Origin of the sequence: Streptococcus sp. HMSC078H12, assembly GCF_001814615.1 — a bacterium.
GTDB lineage: Bacteria > Bacillota > Bacilli > Lactobacillales > Streptococcaceae > Streptococcus > Streptococcus salivarius_F.
The window spans coordinates 12,545-35,057 of the sequence record NZ_KV817346.1 but is presented as its reverse complement, the minus strand read 5'-3'; the positions used below and the strand labels follow the sequence as shown (position 1 = coordinate 35,057).

Genomic DNA, 22,513 nt, shown 5'->3' with positions numbered 1-22,513 from the left:
CTTTTAAAATTATGTTTTTTCATTTAAAATGAATTTACTAAGAAAAAAGGGAGACTATTATGAAAACATTTTCTAAATTAACTTTAGCCTCTGTCTCAGTTCTTGCCTTGTTGACCTTAGCAGCATGTGGCAACTCTAAAGACAAAACTGACTCGTCATCTTCAACACCATCATCAAGTAAGGTGACCAAAGAATCTTCTTCAACTGATTCAAGTGCTTCAATCAAAGTCAACAAAGACGGATCAACTGAGGTCAGCGACGGAAACGGTAACTCAGCAAAAACAAATGGCAATAATACTGTCGAAGCCAACGATAGCGAAGGTAACAGCGCAACAGTTGGTCAAGATGGCTCAGTCGACGTTAATAGCCAAGACGGTACAAATGTCAAAGTTGGATCAGACGGGACTGTCTCAATTGGTAACTAAATAAGATAAAAAAGGCTAGCTAATCTGCTAGTCTATTTTTTAGGTTCAGATTGATGTAAACGCTTCCTGAAAGTGCTATAATAGGCGTGGAAATGCAAATTCAGGAGGTGAGATAATGAAGAATAAAATCATCTTAGGATGCTTGGCTGCAGCGACCTGTGAGATTCTCTTTGGGCTCAGTTTTATCTTTACCAAATCTATTACAGCACAGGTCAGTGACCTGGCTTTAATCTCTTGGCGCTTTGTCACCGCCTTCCTTTTTATCAACCTTTATTTCCTATTCAGCCGACGTCGGCTAAAAATTAACGGTAGAAATCTCAAACCACTGACACGTATTGCCATTCTCAATCCGATTATCTATTTTATCTGCGAAACAATTGGCATTCGTATGACGACGGCTTCTGAAAGCGGAGCCTTCCTAGCCTGTATTCCAGTCGTTGCCCTTATCATGTCCAGCCTAATTTTAAAAGAATGGCCTAGCCGTTGGCAAGTGGTCGGTGTCATCACAACCCTCATCGGTATCATCATAGCTGTATTTGCTGCTGGCGGCTCTACCCACTTCTCCCTTGTGGGCTACTTGATTCTAGGTCTAGCAGTTGTCTCCTACGCCCTGTATTGCGTTGATGTCGAAAGAGCCAGTCAATTCAGTAGCCTTGAGATTACCTACTTTATGCTTGCCAGTGGCTGCCTGACATTTGGACTCTTTGCACTCAGCCAAGGCTTTCTAGCAGGTGATTTGAAAGAGCTCTTGCTTCTCCCTGTGAGCAATCCAAAATTCACTATCACTATCCTTTATCAAGGCTTGGGATGCAGTGTTCTGGGCTATCTGCTATCAAATTTTGCCATCGCAAATATCGGAGTTAACCGAACAGCATCCTTTATTGGGATTTCGACAATTATCTCAATTCTAGCTGCTGTTGTCGTCTTAGGAGAACCCTTCTCGCAGCTACAAATTTTTGCAGGCATTTTAGTCGTCCTGGGCGTCTATGTAGCCAATAAAACCTAAAACTCTCGGGAATTAATCTTCCGAGAGTTTTTTAGTCTTAATCAAGCTCTGTTTGAATTAAAACGACAAGTTCTTCCTCATTAGGAATACTACTTACCGCTGTCGGTTCAGGTAAGGTCTTATCTCCATAGCCCTTAATAATATGTGCTAAAAACACAGATGCTTTCGTCATGGCAAGAGGCAAAGAATCTGCCCTAATGCTACGACCAAAATCAGGAAAACTAATTTGATAACCTTCCTCAATTGTGTGAAAAATCGCTGGATATTCGTATAACATATCTCTTCCCCCATTTCAATACTAGACTCCTCTATGATAGGATGTGTTTGAGGATAAGTCAACCAAAAATTGTTACAAAGAGAGAGTGAAACCATTCGAAACAAGGCAGCAAAGTTAAAATAAGGCTTAGTCCGTAATCAACTTGAGAAAGTGACACCGATTCGGTGTTTTTTTTTGGTATACAAATAGTCCTTTGGAATCATCCAAAGGACTATTTATATATCTACTATTTCTTAACCTCATCCAAAATCTCGATTACCTTATACAAGTCTGGTTCTGTGATTTGGTAGGGAGCTTGTTCACGGACAATTGGTTTAGCACAAAAGGCGATACCAATGCCAGCTGTCTTAATCATAGGTAAATCATTGGCACCATCACCCATTGCAATGGTTTGTGAGAGTTCGAGACCATTTTCTACCGCCCAATCTTTGAGTTTGGCTACCTTGACATCTTTGGTAACAATCTCACCATAAACCTTACCAGTTAAGACACCATCAACCACCTCTAGGTGATTAGCCTTGACATAATCGATTCCTGCTTCAGCTGCTAGTCTATCCACAGTCTCATGGAAACCTCCAGAAACCAAGCCTACCTTAAAGCCACGGGCGTGGAGTTCATCCACCACTTTCTTGGCTCCCTTGTTGAAATGAATACGAGCATATACCTTATCAAATATACTCTCTGGCAATCCCTTGAGGGTCGCTACACGCTCATTTAAGGCCTGTCTAAAATCCAATTCTCCACGCATGGCACGCTCTGTGATTTCAGCAACTTCTTGACCAACGCCTGCTTCTTCTCCCAATAAATCAATAACTTCTTCTTGGACTAGCGTAGAATCTACGTCCATAACTAATAAACCTTTAACTTCTGACATAATTACCTCGATTCTTCGATGTCTATATAAGCCTTCACTAGATTTAATTCAAATATGAAATGAAAAACGGACCTTACAAAAAAATCTGGACCGCAGTCCAGAATCTTTCTCTTACATACGAATTTGTTCGCGTGTCTTCTCGTAAGATGATACAAAGCGATCTGTCACACCTGGTTCAACTGTTTCCAAGGCATAAGAGATTTCTTCCAAAGATGCATCATAATCATGATCAACCTCAAACAATTTAAGTGCATGCTCAAAGCTACTTTGAACAGCAGGTTCGAACGAACGGTAGCGGTTTGAGTATTGCAAGAGTTGCTCAGTCAAGGTTGCATTTTGAACAACCAAGTAAGCAGTCTCTTCCAAATGATCAATGGCGTTTTTAGATGTTTCTGTCAAACGCATTACCGCATCAATATTAATACGGCCACGGCTGAGTTCGTCCATAAGGGCCTCAATTTGAGCACTAGTTGAGAAGAATACACTCAAGAAGGATTGAGGAATACCTGGCAGGTTACGTTTTTCCATGTAACGCTTGATAACATGCAATTTATTAACATAAAGATCAAGCTCTTCACGTGCTTTAGCTTCGTTTATCTCAATAGCCTGAAGATTTTCAAAGACCTCAACCTGACCATTTTCAACAGCTGACAAGGTATTAAGACTCTTTTCAAAGATTTTCTCAAGTTCTGAGAATGGTTTTACCTGAGTTTCAAAATTTTCAAGGGTCGGAAGAACAGCCGTCTCCACACCTGAAATATCAGATGCAAAGCTACGAACATCTGCCGCATATGTTTCATCGAAGATGTAAGTCAACATGAGACGCTCAAGCTCTTCTTGAAGTTTCTTGTTGTTTTCTTTAGCATGCTTGAGATAATCTGGCAAAATTTTCTTTTGACGCATAACAACCTTGTATGAGGCAATTTCACGTTCAAAAATGCTATACAAGTTGTCAATTTTTTCTTGAATCTCAGCGTTTTCTTCTTCCGCACGGTCTAAATCAAGAGAAACCAACTCACTTGAGTTTGAACGGATAGCTTCACGAATTTCTTGGAAGCGACGTTCGATATTTTTCTCAGGGAAGTGATAATTTTGCTCAATCAACTTGCGATAGCCAGATTCCAAATCATCCAACTGATCTGGGAAATCATCTTCCAACTTAGCTACAATAGCAGGAATCTTCTCTGAAATTTGACCCAATGCAATAGTGTGCTCTTCTGCACGATCCAAGATAGTAGATGCTTCAACAGGGTCACCTGATGAGTTAAGAGTCACGAATTCTGCAAACTCAGCTTCAATGTTTTTAAGCTGCTTATTGATTTCGGTCATGGTAGAACCGAAATTATCAGAGTTTTCCTCGATTGAGTTTTGCAACTCTTCGTACAAGTCTAATGCATGCTTAACGCGAGCACTGTTCTTTTCTTCTTGTTCTTTCAAGGTTGAGAGCGCTTCGCGGATAGACTTGATATCTTCTTCCACAAGATCTAACTGACTCTCAATGTTATTGATTTCACCACTAGCCTTGAAGAAATGGAAGGTATCATTCATATTTTCAGCTTCGAAAATATGATTTTCAATATCTGCGAATGAATTTGTCGAGATATCAATCCATTTCTGATTCCATTCACGGAAGGTTGTTTGACTTTGTCCAATCAAGTGAAGCTTTTTAACTTCTTCAATTTCTTCGTTAATTGGCAAGTCAAACAATTTTTGCTTGCGTTCTTCAAGCTGTGCAATCCGCGAATCATTTCGTTTTCTAATAAGAATACCGACTAAGTAAGCGATAATTACGAGCATAACTACCACTACAATCAGTAAAACAATTCCGCTAGACATAGTTTCTCCTTAATCGTCTATTATGTTCATAAATGTAGAATAACATTACGATTATATCATAGTTATCCTAGCATTGCACCCTTTTCTAAAAGAATATTAGATATCTAGAGTACTGTAAACGGCATTTTCTTCGATAAATTCGCGGCGAGGTTCAACCTTGTCTCCCATCAGCATATCGAAAATCTTATCTGCTTCTGCAGCATCATCCACAGAAACACGTGCCATCAAACGATTTTCAGGGTCCATGGTTGTTTCCCAAAGTTGGTGGTCATCCATTTCACCCAAACCTTTATAACGTTGTACCGTAGGTTTTGAACGTCCCACACTATACTTTTCAAGAGCAGAACGCAATTTGTCTTCTTGATCGGCACCAGGTTGGATGTATTCTTTAATCTCAGAACCAACCTTAACCCCATAAATTGGAGGTTGTGCAATATAGACATAGCCTGCTTCCAAGACTGGACGCATAAAGCGGTAAATCAAAGTCAGAAGCAAGGTACGGATGTGAGCCCCATCGACATCGGCATCGGTCATAATTACCAACTTGTGGTAACGAGCCTTGCTGACATCAAATTCAGCTCCAAAACCTGTTCCCATAGCTGTGAAGAGAGAACGAATTTCTTCATTGGCTAGAATCTTATCCATGCTAGCCTTTTCAACGTTCAAAATCTTACCTCGAATTGGCAGAATGGCTTGGAATTCACGGTTACGTCCTGACTTAGCAGAACCACCAGCTGAGTCCCCTTCGACAATGAAAAGTTCATTCATTTCGGCATTATTTGATGAACAGTCTGCCAACTTCCCTGGAAGGTTAGAAATTTCAAGACCTGACTTCTTACGTGTCACTTCACGGGCACGTTTAGCGGCGATACGAGCCTTAGAAGCCAAAATCCCTTTTTCAACAATCTTCTTAGCAATGGCAGGATTTTCCAAGAGGAAGCGACTCAAAGCTTCACTGAAGAGACGATTGGTAATCTTAACCACTTCAGAGTTTCCAAGCTTGGTCTTAGTTTGACCTTCAAATTGTGGGTTTGGATGCTTGACAGAGATGATAGCAGTCAACCCTTCACGAACATCATCCCCAGTCAAATTATCATCTTTTTCTTTGAGAATCTTATTCTGACGCGCATAGTCATTAATGACACGCGTTAAGGCTGTACGGAAACCTTGTTCGTGGGTACCACCTTCATGGGTGTGAATGTTGTTAGCAAAACTCATCACCGTTTCATGATAGCCAGTTGTATATTGCATAGCAACTTCAACTGAAATACCATCCATCTCACCATCAGTGTAGATAGGTTCATCAAAGATAACATCCTTGTTTTCATTGATGTATTTCACATAAGATGTGATACCACCTTCGTAGTGATAATGTTTCTCTTGTTCGAGACCCTCACGCTTATCTGTGATAGAGATACGGAGCCCCTTGTTCAAAAAGGCTAGCTCTTGGATACGTTTAGCTAATTTTCCAAAATCAAACTCGGTTGTCTCTTGGAAAATCTCTGGGTCTGGCGTAAAGTGAACAGTCGTACCATGTTTCTCTGTTTCACCAATTACTGCTAGATCTGCTACCACTACCCCGCGTTTATACTCTTGAAAGTGGATATGGCCATTTTTATAAACCTTAACATCAAGTTGTGTTGAGAGGGCATTAACGACCGAAGAACCAACCCCGTGCAATCCACCAGAGACCTTATAACCGCCTCCGCCAAATTTACCACCAGCGTGAAGTACCGTAAAGACAGTTTCAACTGCAGGACGACCAGTTTTTTCTTGGATATCGACTGGAATACCACGACCATCATCGACAACCGTGATAGAATTATCCGGTTCAATAAAGACTTGAATATGAGTGGCGAAACCAGCCAAGGCCTCATCGATTGAGTTATCGACAATCTCCCATACCAAATGATGCAACCCTTCTTTTGAGGTTGATCCAATATACATACCTGGGCGCATACGTACCGCTTCAAGCCCCTCTAGGACTTGAATCTGGCTGGCATCATATTCTTGCGCTTTTTCTTCAAGATTTTTTAATTCATCAGTCATTTATGTCACAATCTCCAATAATGATTTATGGCCGTCAACAAGCAAAGTATCCAGACCTGCTGCTTTTCCTGCCTCTATATCTATCTGGCGGTCACCAATGACCAAGCCGTGTTTAATATCGTATTTTTTAATTAAATAAAGGAAACTATCTGGACTCGGCTTTCTAGCAAAGCCATTTTCAGAAGTTACAACCTCCGTAAAATAAGAGGCAATTTCTGCTTTGTCAAGGATTTCTAGCACCAAGTGATTACGGTGGCTAACCAAAAAATTACGCCCACCCTCGGTCACAATCTTAGCTAGGACAGCCTTAGCACCTTCAAAAAGAACAGGTTCCTGTAAATGCTTGGCTTCCTCCTGCTTATATAGGGTTCGAAAATCAGCTATATCAGGCGCAAACATAGCAATGGCAGTGCTCGTTGATACCTTAAGGGCATCATAGACTGCTTGAGGTTCTGCTGTACGCTCAAATTGTTCTAAAGTTGCTAGAAAGGCTTGGGTTGATACCTGGTAATTATCCAACAAGGTACCACCCAAATCCCAGATATAATCTCCATAATTCATAACCTTAATTATAACATAAAAGGTCAGATTTTGCTTGTTTTTCACAGCTAAAAAGGCTTGGAAAACCTATCCAAACCTTAATTTTTTATTTCAGAATCAAACTTGCCACAATAGGACTAATAAAGACATATAGAATCCCTGTTACAGCAATTGAAAGACCACCCATGGCACCTGCAACCTGACCATATCTGAAGGCAGCTCCGGTACCTACGGCGTGTCCAGTTCCTCCGAGTGAAAGTCCGATAGCAACTGGATCTTTAATGCCAATCATTTTTAAGAAGACAGGACCCAAGACAGAGGTTAAGATACCCGTAATAACAACGACAACCAAGGTTACTGTCGTAATCCCCTGCATTTTTTCCGAAATTCCTACAGCCATGGCAGTCGTTACAGACTTAGGAAAGAGAGAGATGGCTAGGAAATAATCCATCCCAAAAAGCTTAGCAATCAGGGCCGTATAACTCGTATTTAAAACACAGGCAACAGTTGATCCAATTAGAATACTCTTATAGTGATGGCGCATGAGGTGTAGATTCTTATAAAAAGGAACTGCTAGCGCGACTGTTGAAGGAATAATCAAACTGTTAAGGTAAGAACCACCTACATAGTAATCCTTGTAGGAAATACCTGTATAGTGCAAAATGACGATAATCAAGGCAGTCGATACAAGAAGAGGCGTTGTTAAAGGATTAGGAAAACGGCGATAAATCAAAAGCCCTATTGTGTAAGCTAGTACAGAAAGTGTTAGCCCAAACAAGGGTGTATTAAAAAAATTAGCCACGTTTAACCTCCTCGTAATCACCTTCAAAATGTTTTTTGATGAAACCGACAACTACTGCAATCACTACAATATTAAGAACCAGGGCTCCCATAATAATCAAAATAATAGGGACAATATTCGCTGAAATAGCATTCCATCGTTCCATAATACCGACACCTGCTGGCAAAAATAGAATAGTCATATTGGCAATTAAAAACTCTGCTACTGCATGAATATGACGTAGACGAATCCACTTAAGCTGAAGAGCAATAAGAAGCAAGAACAGGCCAATAATGCTTCCAGGAATAGGTAATTTGAAGAATGTTGAAATAGCTTCACCAATAACGGCAAACAAACAAATCAACATAAATTGAACGTAGTATTTCACGACTTGCCTCCTAGGTTTAATCACCTATTAGTCTACTCCTTTTTTTTTGAATTTCAAGAGTTTTCAGTAAATTCTTTTGAAAAATTGAGAGGTATAAATCAGCCTCTTTGAATATAAAAAAATCCAACCCTAAGGCTGGACTTTATCACAGATGCCACCACCGAGAATTGAACTCGGAACGGAGCATTACCATTGCTCTATTATACCATTTAACTATAGCGGCAACTGTTTTAATCTTACCATACTTTTATTTACTGTGGCAAGATTTTTTGCTTATTTTTTATAAATTTAAGTCTTGGTAAGGGGTACGGTAACCAACCTGTAAAACCTTACCATCTTTAATCAAGATAGGACGTTTAATCAACATACCATCTGAAGCCAAGAGTTCAACAGCTTCATCAAGAGATAGGGTTGGCAACTTATCCTTTAGACCTAGAGAGCGGTAGGATTGACCACTCGTATTGAAGAATTTCTTAAGTTCTAAATCTGACCCTTCCAAAAGCTCTTTTAAAAATTGAGCTGAAGGTGGATTTTCCTTAATATTAATAGATTCAACATCTAAACCTAATTGATTGAGTTCTGCCTTTGCCTTGCGACAAGTGCTACATTTGGGATATTCATAAAAAGTGTACATGTTTTTCTCCTTTTTTCTAGCATAAGATATCTGTCTAAGGATTGTCAAACCTAATGCCTTCTAAATGAAGTAAGAAACGCTTGGCGTCTTCTCCTGCAGCATATTTTCCTATATGACCACTACTAGGAAGAACCCGATGACAAGGGACGATAATCAACCAGGGATTCTTACCAACAGCAGTTCCTACAGCCTGTGCCGATTGGCATGAAATCACTTTACCAATCTGACTATAAGTTATGCTCTGCCCCACAGGAATGTCCCGTAAAGCTAACCAAACCTTTAGCTGGAAGGCCGTCCCTCTATCAGCTAGAGGCAGTTTATCTGGATTTGGATGTTCGCCTTTAAAATATGCCTCTAACCAATTCTTGGTCATTTTCAAGATAGGATTTGAGGTGTCTACTAGCTCCTCTTCCTTGATTCCTGCCTGAAAATGTTTTTGCCCCTCCAACCAAATACCATAAAGTGCTTGGTCACTAGCCACCAAGCACAAGCGTCCAATAGGAGATAAATAATACTGACGATAAAGCATGTCTTTATTATAACAAAAAAGACAGGAATCTCTTGTTCCTGTCAATTAACTCTTATTATTTACCTTTAATCAAACGCACACGAACGATATTGTCACTAGCTTCAAACTTAGCAACCAATTCATCAATCTTAGACTTGTCTGTTTCATCAAGGTCAAGAAGTGTATAGGCATAGTCGCCCTTAGAACGGTTGATGATATTATCGATATTGATATTAAAATCAGAAACCGCAGTAGAGATACGAGCCACAATATTAGGCACGTTTTTATTAATCAAGGTGATACGGTATGGGGCACTCAAGGCCTGTTGCACACGTGGGAAGTTAACAGAGTTAACAATTTCCCCTGTTTCCATGAAACGACGAATGGTTTGACCAGCCATAATCGCACAGTTAAGTTCTGCTTCACCTGTTGATCCACCAACGTGTGGGAAGACAGTCACATTAGGTTTGTTAAGGAGGTCTTCTGTACCAAAGTCGGTGATATAGCGTTTAACCACACCTGTTTCCAAAGCATCAAAGAGGGCATCATTATCTACCAACTCTGCACGGGCAAAGTTAATGATAGTTGTCCCTTTTTGCATAAGGTTAAAAGCATCCGCATTGAAAGTACCTTTTGTATCTGGTGTCAATGGAACGTGAACGGTGATATAATCACAGTTTTCAAAAATCTCTTTAAGATCAGAAACACGTCTTACATGGTGAGAGATATTCCAGGCAGCTTCAATAGAAACATATGGGTCGTAACCATAGACCTTCATTCCCAATCGGTAAGCATCATTGGCAATACGTGCACCAATAGCACCAAGTCCGATAACACCCAATGTCTTACCAGCAATCTCGCTACCTGCAAACTGTTTCTTACCTGCTTCAATTTGTTTAGGAACGTCGTCACCACTAAGTGTGTTAACCCAAGCATTGGCTGCAATATAGTCACGTGCTGAGAGTAAGATAGAGGCCAAAACAGCTTCTTTAACAGCGTTGGCATTGGCACCTGGAGTATTGAAGACAACAATCCCTTTTTCAGTTGCTTCGTCAACTGGGATATTGTTAGTACCTGCACCAGCACGCGCAATAGCTTTCAAGTTGTCAGGGAAGACAGTATTATGGAGATTTTGACTACGAATGATATAGGCATCCGGATTTTCCGCTAAATCACCATCAATTTGGAAATGATTTCCAAGTTCCTTCAAACCAATCTGGTTAATATTGTTATACGTTTTTACACTAAATACCATAATTTTTTTCCTCTTAAATCAATGTATCCCGTGGTGAGCTGCTTCATCAAGTTCTTGATAAAAGGCCTTCTCCTGCTTAGTTTTGATTTTCTGATAAGCAAGACGTTCACCATCAATAGGAACCTTGCCACAATAGACATAGCCAAGCTTCTCCAAAATATGCTGCATGACAGTATTCTTTTCATGCGTATCGCAACGGAAATCATGGGCATCCGTTCCCTCAATAAGACCTTGAATAAAGGTTTGAGCAATGCCTTGACCCGTAAATTCACTTAAAACGGCAATTCTATGAAAAGTAATGTAGCGCTTATTGTGGTGTTTCCAGTCCCCGTCATAGATTTTGTCGTAAGCAGGGTCTCCATCAACAATCACCGCAGCATAAGAAACGATTTGACCATCAACAATTCCTACATAGGCCTGCCCATTAAGGACATCGTCAAAGATAGTTTCTTCAGTAGGGTAACCATCAGCTCCTTGCCATTGGGTGTTCCCTGCTTCTGCTAAAGCAGTTCTAGCACTCTCAATCACAGTCATGATAGCCCCAATTTCATTTGGGAAGGCTTGTCTAATTTCCATCTCTTTACCTAATTATTTATTTTCGGCTTCAAATTTCTTCATAAAGTCAATCAAGTCAAGTACACCCTGACGTGGGAAAGCATTATAAACACTAGCACGCATACCACCTACAGAACGGTGGCCTTTGATATTCTTGAAACCAAGAGCATCTGCTTCTGCTACAAATTTAGCATCCAACTCTTTACTTGGTGTTACAAATGGGATGTTGCAGACAGAACGATCCTTGGCATCTTTGACAGGATTTGTGTAGAAATCAGATGACTCAATGTAATCATAGAGAAGACCTGATTTCTCACGTTGAATTTCAGCCATCTTGTCAACGCCACCGATTTCATTTTTAACCCAGTCAAAGACGAGTTTTGAAATATAGATGTTGAAACATGGTGGTGTATTGTAAAGTGATCCTGCTTCAGCTTGAATACGGTAATCCAACATGGCAGACAATTGTGGTTGGTCGTTAAGGAAGTCTTCACGAACGATAACCACTGTCACCCCAGCAGGTCCAATATTTTTCTGAGCGCCAGCATAGATAAGGGCAAAGTCCTCAACATTGTAACGAGCAGCCAAAATATTTGAAGACATATCAGCTACAATTGGCACACCATTAGTATCAGGCAAATCGTAGATAGATGTTCCTTCAATGGTATTGTTCGTTGTCAAGTGAACATAAGCAGCTTCTGGATCAATTGTTGCTGGGTCAAAGCTTGGGATGTGATCGTAAACAGTTTCTTCTGAAGAGGCCAAAAGAATTGGTTCAAAAGGAATCGTTTTTGAAAGTTTAACAGCTTCTGTATAAGCTTTTTTACCCCATGAACCACCTACAAGGTAGTAAGCTTTCTTACCTTGAGCGAGGTTAAGTGGGACCATTGTAAATTGTGTCGAAGCGCCACCTTGCAAGAAAATAACCTTATAGTTATCAGGAATGGCCATAAGCTCACGAAGTGTCGCTTCCGCATCTTTAACGATTTTGTCAAATTCTGGAGAACGGTGGGACATTTCTAGCACGGACATACCGGAATTTTGATAGTTAAGCAATTCAGCTTGGGCTTTTTCAAGCACTGGTTTTGGTAATGTAGCAGGTCCTGCTGAGAAATTATAAATTGTCATAAAGACACCTCCAAAATTTTAATGGTCCTATTATAGCGAATTTTCTGAATATTGTAAAGTGTTAACAGTAAAAAACGAACGGGATTAACCGCTCGCCTCAAAAAAGTTAGGTATTTTATGTATATTTTCATCAGTAATTGATTTTAGTATCCGTTTATTTTTGCTTAAGAAAATAGGCTGCCCCAATTAGATTAGCTCCATTATGATGATGACAAGCAACAATCTTGGGACGTTTAATAATTTTACCGATAAAGTCAATCTCATGGTGAACCTTATCAAACTGGCGGTTGACCTCCTCGATAAGTATCAGCTGGGCTGAAATACCACCTCCAATAACAAAGGTTTCCACATCAAAGATGGTTTGAAGATTCAAAATGGTAATGGCTAGATTACGGCAATAGCTTTCAAAAAGCGGATAGACTGTTTTATCTCCTGCATTTATGGCCTTAAATGCAGCTAAACCATCCTTTAAATCTGAGTTACCTAGCACTTCATTTACCTTGGTGATTAAACCGACAGCCGACAAAGTCATGCCTCGCATCAATGAAGGATCAACTTTTTCCATTTGAACTGGTAACAGAAAGGTCAACTCACCCGCTTGAAAGTGACTTCCTTGAAAAAGTTTACCATTAATAATGAAACCACCACCTAGACCTGAACCCAAAACAAGGGCTGCACCATTGGTCACTCCTTGCAAATGACCTGTGGCTAGCTCTGCCAAGGCTGCTGCTTTACCGTCATTAAGAGCCATCACAGGCAGATGGTACTTGGCTTCGAGGACCTCTTTAATACGAAAGCCGTGAAAGAACCTCAATAAGCCACCATGATAAATGACACCTTCCTCAGTATCAACCGTCCCTGGAACACTAATTGCAATACCTGATAGGTCTGTTTCAACTGAAGTAACTATCTGACAATCACATCAATAGCTTGTTCTAAGGTTTGTGGAGATGACTGCGTCGGCAGACTCTTTTCAATGGCAAACCGCTCCGAGACAAGTGCTGACTTCACCTGTGTTCCCCAAAAATCAAGCGCTAAAATCGTCATAAGCATCCTCCACAGATTGTTTTTCGTCATTATAACACAAAAGAACAAAAACTAGAAAAAACGGTTCCAAAATGCTATCATAAACTTACAGAATTAGATAAAAGGAGTATCTCACATGACTAAATTTCTACACACTTGTGTCCGTGTCAAGGACCTAGAAGCCTCACTTAAATTTTATAAAGAAGCTCTTGGTTTCAAAGAAGCTCGTCGCAATGATTTTCCAGAATATAAATTCACCCTTGTCTACTTGCAACTCGAAGATGATCCTGATTACGAGTTGGAATTAACCTACAACTACGACCATGAAGCTTATGATCTTGGGGATGGATATGGTCATATCGCCGTTGGTGTTGATGACCTAGAAGCTACACACCAAGCTCACAAAGAAGCTGGCTATACTGTCACAGACCTCTCAGGTCTTCCTGGTAAACCCAAAATGTACTACTTTATCACTGATCCAGATGGCTATAAGATTGAAGTTATTCGTTTGACGCAATTCCTAGAAAAATAAAACAAAAAAGTCAGATTGTATAGATCTGGCTTCTTTTTTGTGCTTAATTTTTATTATCTGTCTTTAAGGCTGACAAAATTTGGGTACGAATATCATCCACACCGTTTGGATTATTTGGTAGGAATAAGGTTTGATTGCCTTTAGCCGCAAAAGTATTAAGGGTATCTAGATATTGGTTAGTCAGGAGAATAGACATAATCTGCTCTTCAGACATACCCACATTGGCCTCTTTAAGTTCTGCGATAGATTCAGCCAATCCATCAACGATTGCCTTACGTTGTTGGGCAATACCAACCCCGTGAAGACGATCTTTTTCAGCTTCGGCTTCGGCTGCTGTGACAATCTTGATCTTATCAGCTTCTGCCAATTCTTGGGCTGCGACACGCTTACGTTGGGCAGCATTGATTTCGTTCATAGACTGTTTAACTTCTGCATCTGGTTCAACTTTGGTAATCAAGGTCTTAACAATGATATAACCATAAGTTGTCATTTCTTCAGCCACTTGGTGTTGAACCTCAAGGGCAATTTCATCTTTCTTCTCAAAGAGTTCATCGAGCGTCAATTTAGGAACTGATGAACGGAGAGCATCCTCAATGTATGATTTAATTTGAGCTTCTGGACGCATGAGTTTATAGTAAGCATCTGTAACATTTTGCTCATTAACACGATATTGAGTAGCCACATTCATCATGACAAAGACATTGTCCTTTGTCTTAGTCTCAACCACAATCTCACTTTGAAGCAAACGTAATTGAATACGAGCGGCAATTTTATCGATACCAAATGGTAAACGCATATGAATCCCACTCGTTGCAATTTTTTGATAACGCCCAAAACGTTCAACGATAGCCACTGACTGTTGACGTACAACGTAAAGCATACTGATGAGAATTCCCAAAATAATCAGGAATGAAAACAGTAAAAAGAGAAGTGCTGCTTGCATGTTAAGTCCTCCAAAATAAACATTAAAATTTTCTTTGTTTTATTATAGCACAGTGATACAATTTTTCAAGAAAAATAGCATAGCTCGTTCGAAATAGTGTAAAAGAGACACTTTCTTTATCGCTTATATGTCAGCACTCTTGAAAACTTGGAAACTCCTGTTAATCGAGAGAGTTGTACGCAACAGGCGAGACTTTTCGATATAAGAAAAAGGCTGAAACGAAATCGTTTCAGCCTCTTAGTATTTTCGAAAATAAAATCGTTTGAAGAATCATTCTAGATGGCATCCAAAACTCAAATCTCAAAAGACTTACTTACGATACATTTTAACTTGAAGGTAAATATCGTTATAGATTCCGAGCCATTTTTGACCTAAGTTGTTATAGACTTCAAGGTTTTTAATGGTTGATTCTGAGGGATAAAAGGCTTTATCATCAGTGATACTCATTGGAAGCAAAGCTTTAGCTGCTTGGTTAGGTGTGGCATAACCGATATATTCAGCATTTTGCGCCGCATTTTCCGGTTTAAGCATGAAGTTGATAAAGGCGTAAGCCTCTTTTTCATGCTTTACAGTCTTAGGAATCACCAGATTATCAAACCAAAGATTTGAGCCTTCAGATGGGACAACGTAACGTAGGTCCTCATTTTTATCAAGCATCTCACTGGCTTCCCCTGAGAAAGTTACTCCAATAGCCGCATCACCTTGAACCATGTAGCCCTTCATCTCATCACCAACAATAGCCTTGATATTTGGTGTTAGACTATTAAGTTTAGTTTCAGCCAAACCTAATTCGGTCATATTCTTCGTATTCAAGCTATATCCCAGGCTATTGAGTGAGAATCCAAGGACTTCACGCGCACCATCAACTAGCATAATCTGGTTTTTGTAATCTGGTGACCAAAGATCATCCCAGTGCTGTGGTGCTTTTTTCACCAATTTTGTATTATAAACAATACCGACAGTTCCCCAGAAATAAGGGATGGAATAGTCATTGTGAGGGTCAAAACTAAGTCCTTTAAAGCTTGAGCCAATCTGGTCAAAACCTTTGATTTTAGATTTATCCAACTTCACCAAAAGGTCTTCCTTAACCATTTTATCAATGGTATAGTCTGACGGCACAGCGATATCGTAGGTTGTTCCGCCCTGCTTAATCTTGGTATACATGGCTTCATTGGAATCAAAGGTTTCGTACTGAACCTTGATGCCCGTTTCTTTTGTAAACTTGGTCAGGAGGTCTGGGTCAATATAATCACCCCAGTTATAGATAACTAATTTGTCCGACACATTTCCTGTACGACTCTGCATGTAGGCAGAGATGCCCCAAAGGAAGAAGATAATGGCTAAGATACCTGCCAGAAATTGATAGAGTCTACGCATCCTGCTCCTCCTTCTCCTTGGTAATCGCATAATAACCTATCACTAAAAGAATAGAGAATAGGAAAACAACGGTTGACAAGGCATTGATTTCCAGAGAAATCCCCTTACGTGCACGTGAGTAAATTTCCACAGCAAGTGTTGAAAAACCATTCCCCGTTACAAAGAAGGTTACTGCAAAGTCATCCAATGAATAGGTAAAGGCCATGAAATAACCAGCAATAATACCAGGTGTCAAGTATGGCAACATAACCTCACGTAACATCTGCCATTGAGTTGCACCTAGGTCATAAGCGGCATTCACCATATCTCGATTCATTTCCTTGAGACGTGGCAACACCATGAGAACCACGATTGGGATTGAAAAGGCAATGTGACTCAATAAGACAGATACAAAGCCTAGTTGGAAACCAATCAAAGTGAAGAGAATCAAGAAACTTGCACCAATCATAACGTCTGGTGCAACCATAAGTACGTTATTTAGGGATAAAATCCCAGTCTGTTGCTTCTGTTTACTTTCATAGATAAAGATAGACCCAAAGGTACCAATAATCGTTGCCAGAAGAGCACTAAGGAAAGCTAAAAAGAAGGTTTGTGCCAGAATTAACATAAGACGGCTATCTGAAAACATGCTCTGGTAGTTATCCAGAGTAAAACCTGTGAAACTATTCATATCGCCACCACTATTGAAAGAATAGGCGATTAAATAAAAGATTGGCAGGTAAAGGATAACAAAGACAAGAGCTAAATAGAGATTTGCAAATTTTTTCATTGACGTCTCTCCTTTGTTAACCACATTGTCGCAATCATAGCAACAATAAGAACAACACCAATGGTTGCCCCCATTCCCCAGTTTTGTGTCGTGAGGAAATGCTGTTCAATAGCTGTCCCTAGGGTGATAACTCGGTTACCACCAATCAATCGTGTCAGCATAAAGAGGCTGAGACTAGGAATAAAGACCGACTGGACACCAGAGCGTACCCCATTAAGCGATAAGGGAAAAATAACCTTGGTAAAGGTCTGCCAATCATTGGCTCCCAAATCTTTACTTGCATTCACAATATTTTCATCCAAATCATCCAGTGCATTGAAAATCGGTAGAATCATAAAGGGAATTTCAATGTAGCTAGCTACGAAAATAAAGGAGAAATCCGTAAAAAGGATTTGCATGGGTGCAATCCCAAAGAAACTGAGAAAGGCATTGATACCACCTTGTTGGCCAAAAATCCCCATAAAAGCATAGGCTTTCAGAAGGAGATTGACCCAGGTTGGCAAAATGACCAACATTAACCAAAGTTGCTTATGCTTCAGTCTGGTTAAGAGATATGCCGTCGGATAAGAGATGAGAAGCGTTACCAGAGTAATGATGGCTGCATAAAGAACCGAGTTAAAACTCATCCTTAAGTAAGTCCAACTGGAAAAAAAGGTGCCATAATTATCCAATGTAAAGTTGCCACTGATATCAAAGAAAGACTGATAGAGTAGCATGAGCACTGGAGCAACCACGAAGAGTAGAAGCCAAAGGAGGTAAGGTACCGAGAAGAGGCTAGCTGTTTTCTTCATAGCGCTCCTCCTCAATGGCATTAATCAAGCCATCTTCATGTTCTTCCACTTCCACATATTCTTCAATACGTGCATCGAACTCTTCTTCTGTCTCATTAAGACGCATGATATGAATATCCTCAGGCGTAAAATCAAGACCGATAATCTCACCCTCAATCGCCTTACGGGTTGAATGAATCATCCATTCATTGCCAAGATTGTCATAGGCAATGATTTCATAGTGGACCCCACGGAAGAGCTGAGTTTCCACGCGGACTTGTAATTTGCCTTCCTCAGGAAGTGTAATCTGCAAATCTTCAGGACGAATAACCACTTCGACAGGTTCGTTAGGACGCATTCCTCCATCGACAGATTCAAAACGTTTCCCATTGAACTCAACCAAATAGTCCTCAATCATAACGCCTGGAAGGATGTTAGATTCTCCAATAAAGGTTGCAACAAAGTGATTGATAGGTTCGTCATAGATATCAACTGGAGTTCCTGATTGAACAATTTCACCATCGTTCATAACAAAAATCCAATCCGACATGGCCAAGGCTTCTTCTTGGTCGTGGGTAACAAAGACAAAAGTAATCCCTAGACGTTGCTGCAATTCGCGCAACTCGTATTGCATTTCAGTACGTAGTTTCAAATCCAGTGCTGACAAAGGCTCATCCAAAAGGACCACACGTGGTTGGTTAATAATTGCTCGGGCAATGGCCACACGTTGACGTTGACCACCTGATAATTTTTGAATTGAGCGTTTTTGATAACCATTGAGTTGAACCATCTTTAAGGCTTCTTCTACACGCTCTTCGATTTCCTTTTTAGGCACCTTTTTCAATTTAAGGGCAAAAGCCACATTGTCAAAGACATTCATATGTGGAAAGAGGGCATAAGATTGGAAAACGGTGTGGACATCCCTTTTATTGATAGGAATATCATTGATACGCTTTCCATCCAAAAGGACGTCACCACTGGTCGCATCTAAGAGACCTGCAATGATGTTCAAAATTGTTGATTTACCAGAACCAGAAGCCCCAAGTAGGGTATAGAACTTACCTTCTTCTAATTCAAAGTTGATGTCTTTTAAAACTTGTGTGCCACTGTCTTCAAACACTTTTGAGACGTTTCGAAAGGCAATAATCGGATTAGTCAATTGTCATAAATCCTCCATGGATAGCAAATATAGGGATAGGGTTTTATTAGTTTAATTTGTCGCCAATGATACGTACTTCAGGCTCTAGTTTAACACCTGAATTTTCCTTAACCTTGGCGATAACATCTGCAATAAGGTCTTCGTAATCTTTAGCTGTCCCGTGATCAACATTGACCATGAAACCAGCATGCTTAGTTGACACCTCAACGCCGCCGATACGATGTCCCTTGAGGTTAGCTTCCATAATCAGCTGACCTGCAAAGTGACCTGGTGGGCGTTTAAAGACCGAACCACATGAAGGGTATTCAAGAGGTTGTTTAAGCTCTCGCAAGTGATTAAGACGGTTCATCTCATTCTTGATTTGCTCGTAGTCTCCTGGTTTGAGGTTAAATTTAGCTGAAATAACCACTTCTCCTGTTTCTTGGAGCACTGAACGACGATAACCAAAGCGCATATCTCTTGCGTCAATCGTACGAATATCACCGTCTTTTGTAAGAACCTGAGCAGAAACCAAGATATGGGCAATCTCGCCACCATAGGCACCAGCATTCATAAAGACGGCACCACCAACACTACCTGGAATCCCCGCTGCAAATTCAAAACCTGTCAAACTTTGGAAACGGGCTACCTTGGTTGTCGCAATCAAGTTAGCTCCCGCTTCAGCTTCAATTTGATAACCATTAACTGCGATACCATTGAGCCTGTCAAACATAATCACAAAACCTCTGATACCACCGTCACGAACAATCAAGTTACTGGCATTACCAAGCACCATCCAAGGAATGTCATGCTTATTAGCAAATTTGACAATACGAGAGAGTTCATAGCGGTTACGTGGAAAGGCCAAATAATCAGCTGGACCACCAACCTTGGTATATGTATAACGTTTTAAGGGTTCGTCGAAACGAATATCAATCCCCACTAAATCTTCTTTAAGTTCATCTAACATGTTATTTTCCATACTTTTTCTATACATTGATTTCTTTATAGGTATCGTGATAGACTTCCCCATATTACTATCACTACCTAAAAATGAGTGAGTATTTTTCCCAAAAAATTAGAAGAAAAATACAGCAAAAAGCCAAGTTTAATTATAGCAAAAATTCCCCATCTTGACGACAAGGAATTTCACGCAAAGCTAGTCCATAAGCTCCAATTTACGGACATCACTAGTGTTTAATTGACTCAAATAATTTTTGTAGGCTTGCCCAGTTTTAGGGTCAACCAAATCATCTGCTATTTCTACTAAGGGCACCAAAACAAAAGCTCTCTGGCTCATATAAGGGTGGGGCACTTTAAGGTGCTCAGTCTCCCAGATTTCCTGCCCATATAGAAGAATATCTATATCTACCGTCCGAGGCCCCCAATGCTCATGACGAACGCGATCAAGGTCTTTTTCAATTTGCTGACATGACCTTAGTAAGGTCTCTGCTGGCAACTTCGTCTCTAAAGCCAAGGCAAGATTCAAAAAATCAGCCTGATTAGTCAGTCCCCAGGCAGCCGTTTCATAATAAGAGGATACCGCTTTAACTTCCGTCTCAGGTAAGTCATTCAAGGCCTTCACAGCTTTTTGAAGATAGCCTTGACGGTCTCCCATATTAGAACCCAAACTCAAATAAACTCTTGTCATCGGCTACGCTCCAATTCGATACCAACACTCTTATAATGCCCATTAATTGGTGGATTTTCCTTAGTAATTCGAACTTTGATAGATTGAATTGGTGGAAACTGTGCAAATAAATCCTCACAAATCGCACCAGCCAAACGCTCAATCAAAATGTACTTTTTATCTTCCACTTGTTTTTGCACGGCTTCAAAAACCAATCCATAGTGAACCGTATCTTCTAGATTGTCACTCTGTGAGGCCTTAGTTAAATCAACAGTCAATTCCAAATCTACCACAAAAATTTGTCCCAGGGTCTGTTCCTCAGCAAAAGCCCCGTGATAGCCATAAAAACGGCAACCATTTAAAATAATTTTATCCATAGTTTCTCCTTCACACGACTAGACTCCTCTTTATTCTAGCACAAAACAGTTGAAAAGTTGGTCTCTAATTAGTATGATATTTTAGACAGATCTGAAGTTAGTGTGTTTACGCTTATGCAATCGGTTGCGTAATTCTTCTGATTTGGTAAAATATAGGCACAGGAGTTAAAAAGACTCCTGATTACAAGCAAGACTATCTCAACTAATAAGGAAAAAACTATGACAAATCAAACCGCAATGCAGTACTTTGAGTGGTATCTCCCAAGCGACGGTCAACACTGGAACAATTTGGCTGAAGATGCCCAACATTTGGCAGACCTTGGCATCAGCCACGTTTGGATGCCACCTGCTTTTAAAGCTACCAACAAAGATGACGTTGGTTACGGAGTCTATGACCTCTTTGACCTTGGAGAATTCGACCAAAAAGGAACTGTCCGCACCAAATACGGCCTTAAAGAAGAGTATCTCAATGCTATCAACCAACTCAAAGAAGTTGGTATCGTACCTATGGCCGACGTTGTGCTTAACCACAAGGCCGCAGCTGATAAACTCGAGACCTTCGAAGTGGTCGAAGTTGACCCAGAGGACCGTACCCAAGAAATCAGCGAACCATTTGAAATCGAAGGCTGGACACACTTCACCTTTGACGGACGCAATAAGGCCTACAACGATTTTGAATGGCACTGGTACCACTTTAACGGAACTGACTTCGATGCTAAACGTAATAAAAGTGGTATCTATCTTATCCAAGGTGACAACAAAGGTTGGGCAGACAACGACTTGGTTGACAATGAGAATGGTAACTTTGACTACCTTATGTATGCTAACCTAGACTATAAACACCCTGAAGTTATCGAAAACATTTATGAATGGGCAGATTGGTTCGTTGAAACAACAGGCGTTCAAGGCTTCCGCATGGATGCTATTAAGCACATTGATTCTTTCTTTATGCGTAATTTTATTCGCGATGTCAAAGAAAAACAAGGTCAAGACTTCTATGTCTTTGGTGAATTTTGGAATGGTAACGAAGAGGATAACAATACCTATCTTGAAAAGATTGAAAAACGTTTTGACCTCGTTGATGTTTCCCTTCACAACAATCTACACAAGGCTAGCTTAGATGGTGCCGATTATGATTTGATGACAATTTTCGATCATTCTTTGGTCAAAAATCATCCTGAACATGCCGTGACCTTTGTAGACAACCACGACACTCAACGCGGACAAGCTCTAGAATCTACTGTTGAAGAATGGTTTAAACCAGCTGCTTATGCTCTCATTCTTCTACGTGAAGACGGTCTTCCTTGCCTATTTTATGGTGACTACTATGGAATCGAAGGTGAATTTGCTCAAGAAAATTTCCAAGAAACCCTAGATACCTTGCTCTACGCTCGTAAAGACCTAGCTTACGGAGAGCAAACAGACTACTTTGATAATCCAAACTGTATTGGATGGACACGCTCTGGCAACGAAGATGGCGCTCCATTAGCTGTAACAATCTCTAATGATGCTGCTAACAGCAAGTCTATGGAAATTGGTAGTGATTGGGCCGGCCAAACCTTCTACGACATTCTTGGAAACTGCTCTGATACTGTAACCATTGACGAAGACGGATGGGGAGACTTCCCAGTTTCTGAAAAATCTGTCAGCGTTTGGACAATTCAAGACTAAGAAAAAAAGCTCAATTGAGCTTTT

Annotated in this window: 24 protein-coding genes, 1 tRNA gene and 1 pseudogene; 4 read left to right on the top strand and 22 right to left on the bottom strand. The window is 40.3% G+C overall.

Going from position 1 to position 22,513, the window contains the following annotated elements; translation table 11 throughout:
• Positions 1–59: 59 nt before the first annotated feature.
• Together HMPREF2979_RS09385 and HMPREF2979_RS09380 are read left to right on the top strand one after the other, a co-directional pair.
• Entirely contained in the window at positions 60–425 is a 366-nt protein-coding gene (locus HMPREF2979_RS09385) for a histidine kinase (RefSeq protein ID WP_070656468.1), read from the top strand.
• Between the two features lie 115 nt (positions 426–540).
• Positions 541–1,431, top strand: coding sequence for a DMT family transporter (locus tag HMPREF2979_RS09380; RefSeq protein WP_045772204.1), 891 nt, complete (start codon positions 541–543; stop codon positions 1,429–1,431).
• 37 nt (positions 1,432–1,468) lie between these two features.
• Here HMPREF2979_RS09380 and HMPREF2979_RS09375 read toward each other — a convergent pair whose 3' ends face one another.
• From HMPREF2979_RS09375 to HMPREF2979_RS09310, 14 genes and pseudogenes are all read right to left on the bottom strand, one after another.
• Positions 1,469–1,708, bottom strand: coding sequence for a hypothetical protein (locus tag HMPREF2979_RS09375; RefSeq protein WP_070656465.1), 240 nt, complete (start codon positions 1,706–1,708; stop codon positions 1,469–1,471).
• Between the two features lie 226 nt (positions 1,709–1,934).
• Positions 1,935–2,582: a phosphoserine phosphatase SerB gene (serB, locus tag HMPREF2979_RS09370; RefSeq protein WP_070656462.1), complete on the bottom strand. Its 648-nt coding sequence runs from the start codon at positions 2,580–2,582 to the stop codon at positions 1,935–1,937.
• A gap of 111 nt (positions 2,583–2,693) precedes the next feature.
• Entirely contained in the window at positions 2,694–4,418 is a 1,725-nt protein-coding gene (ezrA, locus tag HMPREF2979_RS09365; RefSeq protein ID WP_070656459.1) for a septation ring formation regulator EzrA, read from the bottom strand.
• Positions 4,419–4,514: 96 nt separating this feature from the next.
• Positions 4,515–6,467 (bottom strand): DNA topoisomerase (ATP-hydrolyzing) subunit B, encoded by a 1,953-nt coding sequence (gyrB, locus tag HMPREF2979_RS09360; protein WP_070656456.1) that lies wholly within the window; start codon positions 6,465–6,467, stop codon positions 4,515–4,517.
• A complete protein-coding gene (locus HMPREF2979_RS09355; protein ID WP_014634865.1) occupies positions 6,468–7,028 on the bottom strand; it encodes an HAD-IA family hydrolase in 561 nt (186 codons plus the stop codon).
• An 85-nt stretch (positions 7,029–7,113) separates the two neighbouring features.
• The gene (locus HMPREF2979_RS09350; RefSeq protein ID WP_002886784.1) at positions 7,114–7,809 is read right to left on the bottom strand and encodes an LrgB family protein; all 696 of its coding nucleotides are present in this window, start codon (positions 7,807–7,809) and stop codon (positions 7,114–7,116) included.
• Positions 7,802–8,176: a CidA/LrgA family protein gene (locus tag HMPREF2979_RS09345; protein WP_002884266.1), complete on the bottom strand. Its 375-nt coding sequence runs from the start codon at positions 8,174–8,176 to the stop codon at positions 7,802–7,804. The genes HMPREF2979_RS09350 and HMPREF2979_RS09345 overlap by 8 nt, the downstream gene beginning before the upstream one ends.
• Positions 8,177–8,328: 152 nt before the next feature.
• A tRNA-Thr gene (locus HMPREF2979_RS09340) sits at positions 8,329–8,399 on the bottom strand.
• Between the two features lie 57 nt (positions 8,400–8,456).
• A complete protein-coding gene (locus HMPREF2979_RS09335) occupies positions 8,457–8,810 on the bottom strand; it encodes an arsenate reductase family protein (protein WP_037611955.1) in 354 nt (117 codons plus the stop codon).
• Positions 8,811–8,844: 34 nt separating this feature from the next.
• Entirely contained in the window at positions 8,845–9,339 is a 495-nt protein-coding gene (locus HMPREF2979_RS09330) for a methylated-DNA--[protein]-cysteine S-methyltransferase (RefSeq protein WP_070656454.1), read from the bottom strand.
• A 55-nt stretch (positions 9,340–9,394) separates the two neighbouring features.
• Entirely contained in the window at positions 9,395–10,573 is a 1,179-nt protein-coding gene (locus HMPREF2979_RS09325; RefSeq protein WP_070656451.1) for a 3-phosphoglycerate dehydrogenase family protein, read from the bottom strand.
• Between the two features lie 18 nt (positions 10,574–10,591).
• A complete protein-coding gene (locus HMPREF2979_RS09320; protein WP_070656449.1) occupies positions 10,592–11,149 on the bottom strand; it encodes a GNAT family N-acetyltransferase in 558 nt (185 codons plus the stop codon).
• A 12-nt stretch (positions 11,150–11,161) separates the two neighbouring features.
• Positions 11,162–12,256 (bottom strand): 3-phosphoserine/phosphohydroxythreonine transaminase, encoded by a 1,095-nt coding sequence (serC, locus tag HMPREF2979_RS09315; RefSeq protein WP_070656445.1) that lies wholly within the window; start codon positions 12,254–12,256, stop codon positions 11,162–11,164.
• A gap of 154 nt (positions 12,257–12,410) precedes the next feature.
• A pseudogene (locus tag HMPREF2979_RS09310) lies at positions 12,411–13,303 on the bottom strand (ROK family protein).
• A gap of 115 nt (positions 13,304–13,418) precedes the next feature.
• On the opposite strand from HMPREF2979_RS09310, the gene HMPREF2979_RS09305 reads away from it, so the two are divergent.
• On the top strand, positions 13,419–13,814 hold the full coding sequence (locus tag HMPREF2979_RS09305; protein ID WP_002884456.1) for a lactoylglutathione lyase: 396 nt from the start codon (positions 13,419–13,421) through the stop codon (positions 13,812–13,814).
• A gap of 43 nt (positions 13,815–13,857) precedes the next feature.
• Here the strand turns inward: HMPREF2979_RS09305 and HMPREF2979_RS09300 are convergent, their stop codons facing one another.
• The 8 genes from HMPREF2979_RS09300 to folB form a co-directional block, all read right to left on the bottom strand.
• On the bottom strand, positions 13,858–14,757 hold the full coding sequence (locus tag HMPREF2979_RS09300; protein WP_004183097.1) for an SPFH domain-containing protein: 900 nt from the start codon (positions 14,755–14,757) through the stop codon (positions 13,858–13,860).
• Between the two features lie 309 nt (positions 14,758–15,066).
• Positions 15,067–16,134, bottom strand: a complete 1,068-nt coding sequence (locus HMPREF2979_RS09295; protein ID WP_070656442.1) for an ABC transporter substrate-binding protein — start codon at positions 16,132–16,134, stop codon at positions 15,067–15,069.
• Positions 16,127–16,903, bottom strand: coding sequence for an ABC transporter permease (locus HMPREF2979_RS09290; RefSeq protein ID WP_002884421.1), 777 nt, complete (start codon positions 16,901–16,903; stop codon positions 16,127–16,129). The genes HMPREF2979_RS09295 and HMPREF2979_RS09290 overlap by 8 nt, the downstream gene beginning before the upstream one ends.
• Positions 16,900–17,694 carry an ABC transporter permease gene (locus HMPREF2979_RS09285; RefSeq protein ID WP_070656439.1) on the bottom strand — a complete coding sequence of 265 codons (795 nt, stop codon included), beginning with the start codon at positions 17,692–17,694 and terminating at the stop codon, positions 16,900–16,902. The genes HMPREF2979_RS09290 and HMPREF2979_RS09285 overlap by 4 nt, the downstream gene beginning before the upstream one ends.
• Positions 17,678–18,832 (bottom strand): ABC transporter ATP-binding protein, encoded by a 1,155-nt coding sequence (locus HMPREF2979_RS09280; protein ID WP_002884517.1) that lies wholly within the window; start codon positions 18,830–18,832, stop codon positions 17,678–17,680. Before HMPREF2979_RS09280 ends, HMPREF2979_RS09285 begins: the two co-directional genes overlap by 17 nt.
• Positions 18,833–18,878: 46 nt before the next feature.
• Entirely contained in the window at positions 18,879–19,781 is a 903-nt protein-coding gene (murB, locus tag HMPREF2979_RS09275) for a UDP-N-acetylmuramate dehydrogenase (protein ID WP_002884319.1), read from the bottom strand.
• 189 nt (positions 19,782–19,970) lie between these two features.
• The gene (gene folK, locus HMPREF2979_RS09270) at positions 19,971–20,462 is read right to left on the bottom strand and encodes a 2-amino-4-hydroxy-6-hydroxymethyldihydropteridine diphosphokinase (protein ID WP_070656436.1); all 492 of its coding nucleotides are present in this window, start codon (positions 20,460–20,462) and stop codon (positions 19,971–19,973) included.
• Entirely contained in the window at positions 20,459–20,818 is a 360-nt protein-coding gene (gene folB / locus HMPREF2979_RS09265) for a dihydroneopterin aldolase (RefSeq protein WP_070656433.1), read from the bottom strand. Before folB ends, folK begins: the two co-directional genes overlap by 4 nt.
• Before the next feature lie 219 nt (positions 20,819–21,037).
• Here folB and HMPREF2979_RS09260 point away from each other — a divergent pair, with 219 nt between their 5' ends.
• On the top strand, positions 21,038–22,489 hold the full coding sequence (locus HMPREF2979_RS09260; protein WP_070656430.1) for an alpha-amylase: 1,452 nt from the start codon (positions 21,038–21,040) through the stop codon (positions 22,487–22,489).
• Positions 22,490–22,513 lie beyond the last annotated feature (24 nt).